This is a genomic window from Erythrobacter sp. RANMB8, from assembly GCF_056848235.1.
Genome location: NZ_JBREHG010000002.1, coordinates 401,014 through 414,633 on the forward strand (window position 1 = coordinate 401,014; position 13,620 = coordinate 414,633).

Below are 13,620 nucleotides of genomic sequence, written 5' to 3' on the forward strand. Positions count from 1 at the left end.
GCGGTCGCTGTGTAAGCAATCTGCGCCGGCAGCGACTAAAGGGGCATGACCGGCGCGATCGAACAGCTCTACAGGCAGGCAGGCGAACAATTCGCCCCCGCGCTTGCGCGCCTCGCCCGCTCGGTCGAGCGCGATGCGGACAAGGCCCGCGATCTCGAACAAGAAATGCATTGCGCGCTGTGGTCCAGCCTTGCGCGCTTCGCGGGGCAATGCAGCCTCAAGACCTGGGTTTACCGCGTCGCGCACAATGTCGCCGCCGATCATGTCGCACGGGCGGCGCGCGGCCCGAAGCGGGTGCCGCTGGAGGACATCGAGGCACTGCCGTCACCCGCCAACATCGAGGCCGAGGCCGGCGAGGCGCTGGTGCTGGCGCAGGTGGCCGAGCTCATCCGCCGCCTTCCGGCAATCGATATGCAGGTGATCGTGCTGTGGCTCGAAGGCGAGAGCGCCGCCGTGATTGCCGAAGTCACCGGGCTATCGACAGGCGCTGTCAATGTCCGGGTGCACCGGATCAAGGCGCTGCTGGCGAGCCATTTCCAATTCCCCGACACAGGAGAAACCCCATGACCACCCCCCCGCTGCCCCGATGGTGCGATACCGCGCCCGATGCTGCCTTCACGGCCCCTGCCGAATGTTCGCGCCAGGCAGACCGCTTTGCCCGCCGGATCCGGATCCGCAACGGCATCGAATATGCTGCCGGCGTGCTAGTGATCGCGTTGTTCGGCAGTTCCGCTGTCGGTGCCGCCGTCAAGGGCGAATGGCTGATCGCCGCCGCGCTGGCGTTGATCGTCGGCGGCTCGCTGGTGATCCTGCGCAATCTGCACCGGCGCGCCAGCAATGTCGAACGCCTGCCGGAAGAACCCTGCCTTGTGCATCTGCGCCGCCAGTATGCCCGGCAATACGCGGCACTGCGTGCGGTTCCGGCGTGGTATGTCGGACCGCTGATCCCCGGCTGCACGCTGCTTTATCTCGGCGTGGCCGCTGGTGTGGCCGAGAATGCGGGCTGGCGCACGGCGCTCACCGGAATTGCCCAGCCTGCCGCGATAACTTTCGGCATCTTCGCCGTGATTGCCTTGCTCAACCTCTTCGGGGCGCGCGGGCTGAAGCGCAAGCTCGATGCGCTCGACAGGCTGGCATAACCGCCGCGATCCGCTAGTCCCGTTGTGACGATTTGCCGGAGGACACCCGATGCAATTTTCATTCCTGACCGCGCCGCTGGCCGTGCTGGCGCTCGCTTTTGCTCCGGCGTTCAATGTTCCACTGGCCGCGCAGGAGCCCGTACCCGCTGTGGCCGAGGCGCCGACCGTGCTGGAGGCGCGCAGCCTTGAGGTGGTGGCGCTGCTCAATGGCAAGGCGGCGCCGGAGGATATCTTCACCAACGCCTTTCGCGCCGCGGTGGCCGATGCGCAGATCAAGGCGCTCAGCGCCAGCCTGACCGCGCAGTTCGGCCCCGCTCTCGAAGTCGCGCTGCTTGCCCCGCGCGATGGCACCCGCGCCGCGCTGGAAATCCGCTTCGAGCGCGGGCTGGCCAAGGGCGGGATCGCGATCGATCCGGCCGAGGACAACCGCATCAACGAACTGCGCTTCACCTCGGTCGATGCCGTGGCCGTGGCGGGCGACACGGCGGAGGCGATCAGCGCCGATCTTGCCGCCCTGCCCGGCAGCGTCAACGCATGGTTCGGCCCGCTGGATGGCAGCGCGCCCGCCATCAGCATCGCCGCCGACACGCGCCTCGCGCTGGGATCGACCTTCAAGCTCTATGTTCTTGCCGCGCTGGCCGAGGATGTGAAGGCAGGCCGCCGCAAGTGGACCGACGTCGTGCCGCTGACCGAGAAAAGCTACCCCAGCGGGCGCTTGCAGGACTGGCCCAAGGGGGCGCCGCTGACGCTCCACACGCTCGCCAGCCTGATGATGTCGATCAGCGACAACACCGCGACCGACCAGCTGATCGCCACGCTGGGCCGCAAGCGCATCCTGAAGCTGATGAAGGATAGCGGCCACAGCAATCCGGCGGCCAATGATCCCTTCCTCACCACCCGCGAGCTGTTCGTGCTCAAGACCATGGACCCGGCCTTCCTCGACCGCTGGCGCAGCCGCACGAGCGATGCGATCACCGCTGCCGAGGTGCTGATGGAAGTCGCCAACCCCTCGCTCGACGAGGTCAACGCTGCCTTTGCGTCCGGGCCCAAGGCGATCGACATCGAATGGTTCGCCTCTCCCGCGGACTTGCGCAAACTCTTCGCCCATATGCGCCGCACCGCCGATCCGAAGGTGTTCGACATCATGGCGATCAACCCTTCGGCCACAGCAGCGATCAAAGCGAAGTGGCGCTACATCGGCTTCAAGGGCGGCAGCGAGCCGGGGGTGATGAACCTCACCTGGCTTTTGACCGACACCGCCGGGCGCGATCACATCCTGACGCTGGGCTGGAACAATCCGGCGGCGGTGCTGGATGAAGGCAAGCTGGAGGCCATCGCCCAGCGCATCCTGCTGCTGCCCCGCTGATTTGCCCCATCATAAAAGGTGGTCCCCTGCCCCTTGCGCGAGGCCAAGCCGCCCCTTATCGCTGGCGTCCGAAATTCAGTCTCACAGGAAAACTCATGACCGAACAGCGTTTCGAAGGCACCAAGTCCTACATCGCGACCGAAGACCTGAAGGTCGCCGTCAACGCCGCTGTGACCCTGCGCCGTCCGCTGCTGGTGAAGGGCGAACCCGGCACCGGCAAGACCGTGCTGGCGCATGAAATCTCCAAGGCACTGGGTGCGCCGCTGATCGAATGGAACATCAAGTCCACCACCAAGGCGCAGCAGGGCCTTTACGAATATGACGCGGTCGCCCGCCTGCGCGATGGCCAGCTGGGTGACGAGCGCGTTCACGACATCCGCAACTACATCAAGAAGGGCAAGCTGTGGGAAGCCTTCACCGCGCCGCAGCTGCCCGTGCTGCTGATCGACGAGATCGACAAGGCCGATATCGAGTTTCCGAACGACCTGCTTCAGGAACTCGACCGCATGAGCTTCGACGTTTACGAAACGCAGGAGCGGATCGAGGCCAAGGAACGCCCGATCGTCGTGATCACCTCGAACAACGAGAAAGAGCTGCCTGACGCCTTCCTGCGCCGCTGCTTCTTCCACTACATCAAGTTCCCCGATCGCGAGACGATGCAGGAGATCATCGACGTGCACTTCCCCGGCATCCAGAAGGTGCTGGTGAAGAAGGCGATGGATATCTTCTATGACCTGCGCGAAGTGCCGGGCCTCAAGAAGAAGCCCTCGACGTCCGAGCTGCTCGACTGGCTCAAGCTGCTGCTGAACGAGGACATGCCGCTGGAAGTGTTGCAGGACAAGAACCCCGCCAGCGCCATCCCGCCGCTGCACGGCGCGCTGCTGAAGAACGAACAGGACATCATGCTGTTCGAACGCCTCGCCTTCATGGCGCGGCGCAATCCCAGCTGAAGCCCGCTAACTGACCGGAAAACAATCGATCCCGTCGCGTTTGAGCGCGGTGCAGGTGGCGTGTGCGCCCGGTGCCGAGAGGCGCAGGCGGTAGTATTGCGTGCCGTTGACGATTGCGGGGATCACCTGCACCTGCATCCCGGCCAGTTCCGGCCTGCGGGCTGAAACCTGCGCGAAGTGCGCCTTGGCGAGTTCGGGCGTCAGGGTCGCGGCGAGCTGGATGGTCTGCTGCCTTCCTCCGCCGGCGGGTGCGGGAATGGTGCGGGTGGCGGGCAGGCGTTCGGCGGCACTGGCTTCCGGTTTCGTCGCCGCCTTGCGTTCGCGGCGCAGCAGTTCGGGTGCAATCGGCACCACGATCGCGCTGCCCTTGGCCAGCGCCGCTGCCTCCGCCTCGCTCGTCAGCGGGCCTTCGACGATGATCACGGCCGTGGTGGTGGCGCCGGTGATCTTGAACAACTCGCTGGCGAATTCGCGCGGCAGGCGGATGCAGCCATGCGAGGCCGGATATCCCGGCAACTGCCCCGCATGGATCGCGATCCCGCCCCATGTCAGGCGTTGCATGAACGGCATCGGCGCATTGCTGTAGAGGTTGGAGCGGTGGAAGGTCTTTTTCTGGAGGATGGCGAACACCCCCGTCGGGGTCTCCTTCCCGCGCTTGCCAGTGGACACCGGGCTTGATCGCCAGAAGACGCCATCGCGGAACACGTGCATCTGCTGCGAGGCCAGGCTGACGGTGATCACAACGCCTTTCCCGAACACCTCGCCCACGGTCTTTTGCAGCGGCGGTTCGGGAGCGGGCGGCGGGGGCGGCGGGGTTGGCGCGGCGGCCTCTGCGGTCTGCGGCGCGCCTGCCCCTTGCGCTTCGGGCACGCAGGCCGTCACCAGCGCCGCACCACCGAGCAACAAGGCATCGAAAATCCGCCAGTGCCGCACGCTGCGCCTCCGTTAGCACCAATGGTTAACGGTTAGCCTTCTGCGGCTTACGCGGCAAGGGCGGGTTTGGTGGTGTGGGGCGCGCCTGATCCTACATGGGGCGTGGCAAGGCGATTGGCCAGACCCCGCCTAGGTCGTTCCAGACCCCCTCTAGACCCCCTCTAGACCCTTTCTAGGCCCTTTTCAGGGTGCTTTGGCGCGATGTTTCACGTGAAACATCGCCCTTTAGCGTGGCCGCTCAATCGAAGCTGTAGGCCAGTTCGAAATCGCCCCAGCGCTGGCCGCCGATCACCAGCGGGACATAGACGTTGCGCACCACGACATAGGAATTGCCGTCGCCTTCCTGCCGGTACACCGCCATCATGTAGGGCGCGGTGGAAGCCTTGGCCTTGCGGTCGATCGCCTCCAGCATGATCCGTCCGTTGCGACAGAACTGGGTGTCGTGCGCCAGATCGCCGGTGGGCGTGCGCGAACGCTCGGTCAGGTGGGTCGGCAGGAAGCCGTTCATGTCGGTGCAGGCGGCGGCCAGGACGCGGGAATCGCTCGCCTTTGCGCGGTCGAGGAAGGGGCGCCATTCGGCATGGGCCCAATCGGTCAGGCGGGTGCGGTAAAGCTGCGGATTGGTGCCCGGCACCGGCACGTAATCGCTGTCGAACAGCGCCGCCATGCTTACCGCGCCGCGTGCCAGTGCGGCCTCGGTATGGGCGGCGAGCGCCTGCATCATCTCCTGCGCCCGCGCGACCATCGCGCTGTCTTCGGGGCTGAGCCCGGCCTGCACGATGCGGTCGAACATTTCGGAGGCGGTGATCTCCAGCTCCTCCATCTTGCGGTGCGCGCCGTGGAGCCGGTCCTCGTTGGTGCGCGATGCGGCGTCATAGCTGGTCAGCACCCGCTGCACCTTGTCGACATGCCCGCTGATCGTGCCGGTCGAACGGGCGATGACATCGTTCTGCTTGTCGACCTCTTCCACCAGCGCGCCAACATTGGCCATGGTGCTTTCGATCCGGGCGACGCTGGCGCGGGCCTCGCCGCTGGCCCTGGCGCCGGTTTCGATCCGGCTGATCATCACCTCGGCCTCGCCGCCCAGGGCATCGATGGTCTGGGCGATTTCCTCGGTCGCCTTGCGAGTATCATTCGCGAGGCTTTTCACCTCGGCAGCCACCACCGCAAAGGTGCGCCCGGCATCCCCTGCCCGCATCGCCTCGATCGTGGCGTTGAGGGCGAGGATATTGGTCGTCTCGGCAATGTTGTCGATATCCTGCGCAGAGCGGCGCACCTGTTCCATCGCGGCGGAAAAGCTGGTGACGTGCTGGCCCAGAGTGTCGACCAGTTCGATCAGCCCGGCGATCTGGCCCAATGAGGACTGGATCAGCGCCGTGCCTTCGTTGAGGCGTTCGATCGCCCGTTCGGACAGCAGCCGCGCCTCGTCGCTCGCTTCGGCGACCTTGGTCTGGTCGGCCTCCAGCGCGCGCACGGTTTCGGCCAGCGCCTCATGCTCGCTGCGCAGGGTGCGCGAAGAGGCGATCACCGCTTCCACCACGCCTGCGACATCGGTGCAGCCGACCGTCACCGCGCCGCAGCTTTCGGGAATCATGCCCAGCGCATGGGCATTGGCGGTGTTGATGGCGAGCTGGTTCATTGCGCGGTCACGGCCCCGTGTTATTGCGGGCCGGAGCCTAGTCGCCGGATGGTAAGCGAAGGGTTAACCCCCCTGCCAAGAAAGGGGACTGGTCAGCACGGAACACGCGGGTTAAGCACGCCGCCATGTTCTTCAACTTCATCGACGAGCTGCGGGCGGCCGGGATCGGGGCCAGCTTCAAGGAACACCTCACCCTGCTGGAGGCGCTGGATCGTGACGTGATCGACCAGACTCCTGAGGCCTTCTATTACCTTTCGCGCGCGACCTTCGTGAAAGACGAGGGCCTGCTCGACCGCTTCGACCAGGTGTTCCACAAGGTCTTCAAGGGGATCATGACCGATTACGGCCAGAACCCCGTCGACATCCCCGAAGACTGGCTGAAGGCGGTTGCCGAGAAGTTCCTCACGCCCGAGGAGATGGAGAAGATCAAGTCGCTGGGCGACTGGGACGAGATCATGGAGACGCTCAAGAAGCGTCTGGAAGAGCAGGAAAAGCGACATCAGGGCGGCAACAAGTGGATCGGCACGGGGGGCACCTCGCCCTTCGGCAATTCCGGCTACAACCCCGAAGGCGTGCGCATTGGCGGGGAATCGAAGCACGGCAAGGCGATCAAGGTCTGGGAAAAGCGCGAGTTCAAGAACCTCGACAACACCAGGGAACTCGGCACCCGCAACATCAAGATGGCGCTGCGCCGCCTGCGCCGCTTCGCCCGCGAAGGCGCGGCGGACGAGCTCGACATTCCCGGCACCATCGAAGGCACCGCCAAGCAGGGCTGGCTCGACATCCGGATGCGGCCCGAGCGGCGCAATGCGGTGAAGCTGCTGCTGTTCCTCGATGTCGGCGGCTCCATGGACCCCTTCATCAAGCTGGTCGAAGAGCTGTTCAGCGCCGCCACGGCGGAATTCAAGAACCTCGAATTCTTCTACTTCCACAACTGCCTCTACGAAGGCGTGTGGAAGGACAACAAGCGCCGCTGGCAGGAACGCACCAAGACCTGGGACGTGCTCCACAAATACGGCCACGATTACAAGATCGTGTTCGTCGGCGATGCAGCGATGAGCCCCTACGAGATCACCCATCCGGGCGGCAGCGTCGAGCATATGAACGAGGAAGCGGGCGCGGTGTGGCTCCAGCGCGTGACCAACACCTACCCCGCGACCGTGTGGCTCAACCCGGTGCCGGAAAAGCAGTGGAACTATTCGCAGTCGACCAAGATGATCAAGCAGCTGGTCGGCGACCGGATGTATCCGCTAACGCTCGAAGGGCTGGACGATGCGATGCGGGAGCTGTCGCGGAAGCACGGGGCGTGATTGTCAGCGTCTGAGCGTCGCCACACCCGCTTCGAAGCCGTCCGCCTTCGGCTCGAAGCCTTCGACCCCGGCACGGGTTGGCGGCTGTGGCTGTATGAATTCCTGCTGTTCGGCTTCAAGCAGGGCTGGGCCTGCCTGTTCGGCGGCCTGCTGCTGGCGCTGTTGCTAGGAACGCACCTGTTCTACCCCGACAGCGCGCCCCTCCACCGCTATGACTTCCTGACCATCGCCGCCGTCGCCATTCAGGCCGGGATGCTCGCCTTCCGGCTCGAAACATGGCGCGAGGCGCGGGTGATCTTGATCTTCCACGTGGTCGGCACGGTGATGGAGCTGTTCAAGACCGCCGCCGGATCATGGACCTACCCAGAGGCAAGCGTGCTCCACATCGGCGCGGTGCCGCTGTTCTCGGGGTTCATGTATGCCGCCGTCGGCAGCTATATCGCGCGGGTGTGGCGGATCTTCGACTTCCGCTTCACCGGCTACCCGCCCGTGTGGATGACATGGGCCTTGGCGGCGGCGATCTACATCAACTTCTTCACCCACCACTTCACGGTAGACATCCGCTGGGGGCTGTTTGCCGCCACCGCGCTGATCTTCTGGCGCACCCGCGTCCACTTCAGGAACTGGCGGGTGCATCGCTGGATGCCGCTGCTGGTCGGCTTCGGGCTCGTCGCGCTGTTCATCTGGTTTGCCGAGAACATCGCCACCTTCGCCAATGCCTGGAACTATCCGGGTCAGGAGAAGGAATGGCAGATGGTCAGTCTCGCCAAATATGGCAGCTGGTATTTGCTGATGCTGATCAGCTTCGTGCTGGTGACGCTGGTCCAGCCTGTGCGGGAACCGGATCAGCCCTTCTGATCGAGTTCCTCGTTCAGCAGCAGCCCGCAGCGCCAGAAGAAAAACGCCGGCACCAGCCCCAGCACCGCGGCGCCATAGAGCACGTAGCGCACCGAATCCGCGCCGACCGCAGGCTGGATCCAGTCTGACAGCATCCCGAAGAACAGCGGCCCCAGCCCCAGCCCGATCAGGTTCTGGAAAAACAGCAGCGTCGCCGCCGCAATCGCTCTCGCCCGCAGCGGGACGAGGCCCTGTGCGGCCGAATAGGTCGGGCCGTAGTAGAAGGAATTGAACACCGTCGGCACGAACAGCAGCGCCAGTGCCAGCGGCCAAGTCGGCGCCTGATAGGCGAGCAGCGCCAGCGGCACCGCCAGCGCCATGCCGATCGCGGGCGCGCTCAGCACATGGCGGCGGTTCTTCGCGCCGAAGCGGTCCGCCAGATAGCCGCCGAGCCAGGTGCCGAGGATGCCCCCCACACCGCCCAGCAACCCGAACCACAGCCCCACCTGTCCCGGCGTCATCTCATGGGTGCGCTGGAAGAAGATCGTGGTCCAGGTGGTCTTGCCATAAGCGAGGAATGACGCTGCCGATCCGGCGCACAGCAGCAGGATGAAGGCACGCGATCCCATCACCTCGCGCAGGGCCTCGCCGATCGGCAGCGCGGCGGGCTGGTTCTGCGCGCGCAGGATCGCCTGGGCATCAGCCTGCCGCGGGTCTTTCAGCACGAACCACACGACCAGCGCGAGCGCGACGCCGGGCAGGCCGACGATCAGAAACGCCTCGCGCCAGCCAAGGAAATCCACCAGCGTCCCGCCGATGATCATGCCCATCAGCGTGCCGATAGGGATGCCGAGCGAATAGAACGCCAACGCCGAACTGCGCTTTTCGGGAGGCACCAGATCGCTGATCAGCGAGTGGGCTGGCGGCGTGCAGCCCGCCTCCCCCACGCCGACACCGATCCGGGCGAGCAGCAATTGCCAGAAATTCTGCGCCAGTCCGCACAGCGCGGTCATGGCCGACCAGACCGCCAGCGCGATCGCGATAAGTTTCGGCCTGCTGGTCGATGCGCGGTCGGCCAGCCGTGCGATGGGGATGCCGAGCACGGTGTAGAACAGCGCGAAGGCCAGCCCGGTCATCAGGCCGATCTGGGTGTCCGACAGGTCCAGATCGCGGGCAATCGGCTCGGCCAGAATATTCACGATCTGGCGGTCGATGAAATTGAAGATGTAGACGATCAGCAGGATCCACAAGGTCACCCTCACCCGGCGGTTGCCGGACGCCGCGTCCGCTGTCGTAGCCATTCTCAACTCTCCCATTGGTGGCGGTTCGTCCGCCATCCGTATTCTGCAGAAACTCCGGCTAGCGCCTGCCGGATTGGCGTCAGGCGTAGAGCAGGTGCTCGCGTGCCGCAGCGACCCATGCGGCTTCATCAAGTGACGTCATGGCGTCAAGGTCGTGCGGTGTCGCAGCAGGATCGTCGACCCATTCGCGCAAGGAAGGCCCGCCGTTGATGACGTCAATCGCAAGCCGCGTGAGTTCATACTCGTAAGGGAAATCGCGCCACAGCGGGTAATCGGGATAGAGCATCCGGATCGCCTTGAACGCCAGCGCCTGCATCCGCCACGGGCGGAAGGTGTGATGATCGTAAAACCGGCTTTCCGCGTGGATCATCAGCGCATTGCAGAGCTTTCCTGCGTGCTTGTGGAAAGTCGGTTCGAACCAGCATTCCCGCACCGCGGCACCCGCCAGCCAGTCCGGCGCGAGCTTGTGCATCACCTTCAGCACCCCGCCTGCGTCAACATCCGGCGCGCCGAACAGCACCTCCAGCGGACGGGTGGTGCCGCGCCCTTCGGACAAGGTCGTGCCCTCCAGCATCACCGTGCCGGCATAGCAGCGCGCCATGTTGACGTTGGCGGCATTGGGGGACGGGTTGATCCACAGGCGTGACGCCGGCCAGCCAAAGCCCTCGCCGTCAGGCTGCCAACCCTCCATCGCCACCACCTTGTAAGCGACGTCGAGCCCGAAATGCGCGATGAACCAGTGCCCCATCTCCCCCATGGTGAGGCCGTGGCGCATCGGCATCGGGGCGGCACCGACGAAACTTTCCTGCCCCGGCACCAGCAGCGTGCCCTCGACCGGGCGCCCCGCGGGGTTGGGGCGATCGAGCACCCACACCTCCTTGCCCGCCTTGGCTGCCTCTTCGAGCAGATAGAGCAGCGTGGTGACGAAGGTGTAGATCCGGCATCCGAGGTCCTGCAGGTCGAACAGGAAGACATCGGCGCTCGACATCATCTGCCCCGTCGGGCGCCGCACCTCGCCATAGAGCGAGAAGATCGGGATGCCGTAACGCGGGTCCATCTCGTCCGCGGTTTCGACCATGTTGTCCTGCTTGTCGCCCTTCAGCCCGTGCTGGGGGCCGAACGCGCTGTTCACATTCACCCCGGCAGCGATCAGCGCATCGAGGCTGTGCGTCAGATCGGCCGTGACACTGGCCGGATGGGCAACCAGGGCAACGCGGCGACCTTTGAGTTGGCGGAGCAGTTCGGGATCGGCCAGCAGCCGGTCAATTCCATTCTTCATGCGCCAAGGGGTGGAACAGGCGTGCGGCAAAGGCAATGGCATTTGCGTGCCTCATCCCTATATGTGTCGGCATGGATTGGACCTCAGCCCTCATCGCCGCCGCATGGGCTATCATTCTCGGCGGTGCTGGCGGCGCGCTGACCGATATTGGCCAGTGGTATCGGGACCTTCGCAAGCCGCCATGGCAACCGCCCGACTGGCTGTTCGGCCCGGCGTGGACACTGATCCTCGGCCTTGCGGGCTGGAGCTTCTATGTCGGATTGACCAGCGCCCCCTCGCCCGAAGCCCGCATGGTGGTGTTCGGCCTGTTCGGCGCGAATTTCGTGCTCCACTTCCTGTGGTCGCCGCTGTTCTTCAAGCTGCGGCGACCTGACTGGGCGCTGTCGGAAAACGTGTTGCTGTGGTGCTCGGTTGCCGCGCTGATGATGGTGCTGCCGCGCGTGGCGGGGGACAGTTTCGCCGGATGGCTCAACGTGCCCTATTTCATCTGGGTCAGCTTTGCCTTCGTGCTCAACTGGAAAATCGTTCGGCTCAACCGGCCGTTCGGAGCCTAACGCTCGATGATCAGCGTCCGGTTGGCTTCGGAATGGAATTCCGGGGCGCCGGGCGGAAAGCCCAGCGCCCAGAACTGCTTGCTGCCGTCGGCGTGTTCGACAATCGCATTCAGTGCGACCTGCGCCGGGGCGGGAAGTTCTGCGGCGATGCTGGCTTTCAGCACCAGCCCGCTCCCGTCATGCGAACAGGCAATCGCGATGGCCTCGACCGGTGCATCGCGCATCCCTTCGCGGAAGGAATCGAAGTCGTAGGCGGCCCAGCGGCCCGACGGCGAAAGGTTGAATTCGCGGTAGTATGTGTCGCCCAGCGGCTGCCAGAAGATTTCGAAGCAGGTGGTCTGCCACAGGTTGTCCATGCGTTCCGGCATGGCCGGTTCGGGCAGGACAATCGCCGGAACAGCGCCTTCAAGCCGGAACTCCGCCTCGCAGCCTTGCGCGGTGGCGGTGACGGAAGCGGTGACGGCGCGGATCGGGCCGGACTCGCAGGTGCGATGAAGCATGAGCGGGTGCATGACGCCGTAGTGCCGCTTTGCCCCTGCTCCGGCAAGCCACTTCCCGTTGCCCTTCCCCGCTGTTAAGCGCGCTGCCCATGACCAGCTACGATTCAGATCTCCTGCGCCTGCTCGAAGAGCGTGGCTACATCCACCAGATGACCGACGCGGCCGGGCTCGATGCCCTGGCGGCCAGGCAGATCGTGCCGGGCTATATCGGGTTCGATGCCACCGCGCCTTCGCTCCATATCGGCAGCCTCGTGCAGATCATGATGCTGCGCCGCTTGCAGCAGACCGGGCACAAACCGATCGTGCTGATGGGCGGCGGCACCACGCGGATCGGCGATCCCACAGGGCGCGACGAAAGCCGCAAGATGCTGACCGACGCGGTAATCGAAGCCAACGTCCGGTCGATCTTCACCGTGTTCGACAAGCTGCTGACTTTTGGCGACGGGCCGACCGATGCCGTGATGGTCAACAATCACGACTGGCTCGGCAAGCTCGGCTACATCGAACTGCTGCAGGAAGTGGGCACGCACTTCACCATCAACCGCATGCTGAGTTTCGATTCGGTGCGCCTGCGGCTTGAACGCGAACAGCCGATGACCTTCCTCGAATTCAACTACATGATCCTGCAGGGATACGATTTCCGGCATTTGTCGAAGACGATGGGTGTGCGCCTTCAGATGGGCGGCAGCGACCAGTGGGGTAACATCGTCAACGGGATGGAACTTGGCCGCCGGATGGACGGGACCGAGCTGTTCGGTCTCACCACGCCGCTTCTCACCACCGCGAGCGGCGCGAAAATGGGCAAGACCGCGGCCGGCGCAGTGTGGCTCAACGAGGAGCAGCTGCCCGCCTATGATTTCTGGCAATACTGGCGCAATGTCGACGATGCCGATGTCGGCCGCTTCCTCAAACTGTTCACCGACCTGCCGATGGACGAGATTGCACGGCTCGAAGCCCTTGAGGGGGCAGAGATCAATGCGGCGAAGATCGTGCTGGCAAACGAGGTGACGAAGCTCGTGCGCGGCGAGGATGCGGCGCAGCGGGCCGAGGCAACCGCCCGCGAGACCTTTGCCGGTTCGGGTGCGGGCGAGGATTTGCCCACGCTTGCGGTTGGTGCCGAAGGCATGCGGATGGCGGCGCTGCTGACCGAAATCGGTCTCACCGCCTCGAATGGCGAGGCCAAGCGCAAGCTTGCCGAGGGCGCGGTGAAGCTCGAAGGCGAAGTGATTTCCGATCCGGCCTATCTGGTCCTGCCCGAGGCAGGCCAGACCCTGCGCCTCAGCCTCGGCAAGAAGCGTCACGCACTGGTGACTCGCTGACTTTGTAACGCGCCTGTTACGCCTTTACCAATTATCAGCCTTTGTGCGGCAATCCTCGCCATCCCAGCGTGACGGATTGAAGGATCGCCAAGCGTGGCCGGTGGAGCAAACCTGAGTGTAACCGATCTGCGGCGGGCTGCCCGCCATCCGGTCGATTTTCCGGCCATCGTCGAGCATTTCGTGCACGGCGACCTGCACCTCCATGTCTCCAACCTGTCGGCCCACGGCTTCATGGTCGACAATGCCAGCAAGCTCCATCGCGGTGACCGGATCATCATCCGGCTTCCGGTGGTCGGCCGGATCGAAGCCTATGTGATCTGGACCCGCGACAATCGCGCCGGGTTCCAGTTCGAACGGATCATCCGGGTTGATGATTTCATGATGATCATCGACCAGCTCCAGCCCAATCCGCGCCTGCGCCGTCCGCGCTGAGGCGCGAAAGGCCAGCCATCCACCGCAAAAGTTTCACCTGCTTGGCAGCGGCGTTTGACCC

Annotated in this window: 14 protein-coding genes; 9 read left to right on the forward strand and 5 right to left on the reverse strand. The window is 64.7% G+C overall.

All coding sequences use genetic code 11. From position 1 onward, the window contains the following. Positions 1 to 45: 45 nt before the first annotated feature. The 4 genes from ACU0AG_RS04985 to ACU0AG_RS05000 all read left to right on the forward strand — a co-directional run bounded on the left by ACU0AG_RS04985 (position 46) and on the right by ACU0AG_RS05000 (position 3,455). The gene (locus ACU0AG_RS04985; protein WP_482781154.1) at positions 46 to 567 is read left to right on the forward strand and encodes an RNA polymerase sigma factor; all 522 of its coding nucleotides are present in this window, start codon (positions 46 to 48) and stop codon (positions 565 to 567) included. After that, on the forward strand, positions 564 to 1,139 hold the full coding sequence (locus tag ACU0AG_RS04990) for a hypothetical protein (RefSeq protein ID WP_482781155.1): 576 nt from the start codon (positions 564 to 566) through the stop codon (positions 1,137 to 1,139). The genes ACU0AG_RS04985 and ACU0AG_RS04990 overlap by 4 nt, the downstream gene beginning before the upstream one ends. Before the next feature lie 49 nt (positions 1,140 to 1,188). Next, positions 1,189 to 2,505: a serine hydrolase gene (locus ACU0AG_RS04995; RefSeq protein WP_482781156.1), complete on the forward strand. Its 1,317-nt coding sequence runs from the start codon at positions 1,189 to 1,191 to the stop codon at positions 2,503 to 2,505. A gap of 95 nt (positions 2,506 to 2,600) precedes the next feature. After that, positions 2,601 to 3,455, forward strand: a complete 855-nt coding sequence (locus ACU0AG_RS05000; RefSeq protein WP_482781157.1) for an AAA family ATPase — start codon at positions 2,601 to 2,603, stop codon at positions 3,453 to 3,455. A gap of 6 nt (positions 3,456 to 3,461) precedes the next feature. Here the strand turns inward: ACU0AG_RS05000 and ACU0AG_RS05005 are convergent, their stop codons facing one another. Further along, positions 3,462 to 4,388, reverse strand: a complete 927-nt coding sequence (locus ACU0AG_RS05005; protein WP_482781158.1) for a L,D-transpeptidase family protein — start codon at positions 4,386 to 4,388, stop codon at positions 3,462 to 3,464. Between the two features lie 238 nt (positions 4,389 to 4,626). Beyond that, positions 4,627 to 6,027 carry a methyl-accepting chemotaxis protein gene (locus ACU0AG_RS05010; protein ID WP_482781159.1) on the reverse strand — a complete coding sequence of 467 codons (1,401 nt, stop codon included), beginning with the start codon at positions 6,025 to 6,027 and terminating at the stop codon, positions 4,627 to 4,629. Positions 6,028 to 6,152: 125 nt separating this feature from the next. Here ACU0AG_RS05010 and ACU0AG_RS05015 point away from each other — a divergent pair, with 125 nt between their 5' ends. Then, positions 6,153 to 7,337 carry a vWA domain-containing protein gene (locus ACU0AG_RS05015; protein ID WP_482781160.1) on the forward strand — a complete coding sequence of 395 codons (1,185 nt, stop codon included), beginning with the start codon at positions 6,153 to 6,155 and terminating at the stop codon, positions 7,335 to 7,337. Beyond that, positions 7,338 to 8,195, forward strand: a complete 858-nt coding sequence (locus ACU0AG_RS05020) for a DUF817 domain-containing protein (protein ID WP_482781161.1) — start codon at positions 7,338 to 7,340, stop codon at positions 8,193 to 8,195. Here ACU0AG_RS05020 and ACU0AG_RS05025 read toward each other — a convergent pair. Both ACU0AG_RS05025 and ACU0AG_RS05030 read right to left on the reverse strand, forming a co-directional pair. Next, positions 8,183 to 9,475 carry a spinster family MFS transporter gene (locus ACU0AG_RS05025; RefSeq protein WP_482781162.1) on the reverse strand — a complete coding sequence of 431 codons (1,293 nt, stop codon included), beginning with the start codon at positions 9,473 to 9,475 and terminating at the stop codon, positions 8,183 to 8,185. The two genes, ACU0AG_RS05020 and ACU0AG_RS05025, sit on opposite strands and share 13 nt — an antisense overlap. Positions 9,476 to 9,554: 79 nt before the next feature. After that, positions 9,555 to 10,754, reverse strand: a complete 1,200-nt coding sequence (locus ACU0AG_RS05030; RefSeq protein ID WP_482781163.1) for an exo-beta-N-acetylmuramidase NamZ family protein — start codon at positions 10,752 to 10,754, stop codon at positions 9,555 to 9,557. 71 nt (positions 10,755 to 10,825) lie between these two features. Between ACU0AG_RS05030 and ACU0AG_RS05035 the strand changes: the two genes are divergently transcribed. Beyond that, the gene (locus ACU0AG_RS05035; RefSeq protein ID WP_482781164.1) at positions 10,826 to 11,308 is read left to right on the forward strand and encodes a TspO/MBR family protein; all 483 of its coding nucleotides are present in this window, start codon (positions 10,826 to 10,828) and stop codon (positions 11,306 to 11,308) included. Here the strand turns inward: ACU0AG_RS05035 and ACU0AG_RS05040 are convergent. Next, on the reverse strand, positions 11,305 to 11,820 hold the full coding sequence (locus ACU0AG_RS05040; protein ID WP_482781165.1) for a DOMON domain-containing protein: 516 nt from the start codon (positions 11,818 to 11,820) through the stop codon (positions 11,305 to 11,307). The genes ACU0AG_RS05035 and ACU0AG_RS05040 overlap by 4 nt on opposite strands. 77 nt (positions 11,821 to 11,897) lie before the next feature. On the opposite strand from ACU0AG_RS05040, the gene tyrS reads away from it, so the two are divergent. Further along, complete coding sequence (gene tyrS, locus ACU0AG_RS05045; protein ID WP_482781166.1) at positions 11,898 to 13,127, forward strand: tyrosine--tRNA ligase; 1,230 nt, start codon at positions 11,898 to 11,900, stop codon at positions 13,125 to 13,127. Positions 13,128 to 13,220: 93 nt separating this feature from the next. Continuing rightward, positions 13,221 to 13,559, forward strand: coding sequence for a PilZ domain-containing protein (locus ACU0AG_RS05050; protein ID WP_482781167.1), 339 nt, complete (start codon positions 13,221 to 13,223; stop codon positions 13,557 to 13,559). The last annotated feature ends 61 nt before the right edge of the window (positions 13,560 to 13,620 follow it).

Bases quoted from the DNA above. Each gene is read 5' to 3' on its own strand.
- ACU0AG_RS04985 (WP_482781154.1), top strand. From the start codon at position 46: ATGACCGGCGCGATCGAACAGCTCTACAGGCAGGCAGGCGAACAATTC.
- ACU0AG_RS04990 (WP_482781155.1), top strand. From the start codon at position 564: ATGACCACCCCCCCGCTGCCCCGATGGTGCGATACCGCGCCCGATGCT.
- ACU0AG_RS04995 (WP_482781156.1), top strand. From the start codon at position 1,189: ATGCAATTTTCATTCCTGACCGCGCCGCTGGCCGTGCTGGCGCTCGCT.
- ACU0AG_RS05000 (WP_482781157.1), top strand. From the start codon at position 2,601: ATGACCGAACAGCGTTTCGAAGGCACCAAGTCCTACATCGCGACCGAA.
- ACU0AG_RS05010 (WP_482781159.1), bottom strand. From the start codon at position 6,027: ATGAACCAGCTCGCCATCAACACCGCCAATGCCCATGCGCTGGGCATG.
- ACU0AG_RS05015 (WP_482781160.1), top strand. From the start codon at position 6,153: ATGTTCTTCAACTTCATCGACGAGCTGCGGGCGGCCGGGATCGGGGCC.
- ACU0AG_RS05025 (WP_482781162.1), bottom strand. From the start codon at position 9,475: ATGGCTACGACAGCGGACGCGGCGTCCGGCAACCGCCGGGTGAGGGTG.
- ACU0AG_RS05030 (WP_482781163.1), bottom strand. From the start codon at position 10,754: ATGAAGAATGGAATTGACCGGCTGCTGGCCGATCCCGAACTGCTCCGC.
- ACU0AG_RS05035 (WP_482781164.1), top strand. From the start codon at position 10,826: ATGGATTGGACCTCAGCCCTCATCGCCGCCGCATGGGCTATCATTCTC.
- ACU0AG_RS05040 (WP_482781165.1), bottom strand. From the start codon at position 11,820: ATGCACCCGCTCATGCTTCATCGCACCTGCGAGTCCGGCCCGATCCGC.
- tyrS (WP_482781166.1), top strand. From the start codon at position 11,898: ATGACCAGCTACGATTCAGATCTCCTGCGCCTGCTCGAAGAGCGTGGC.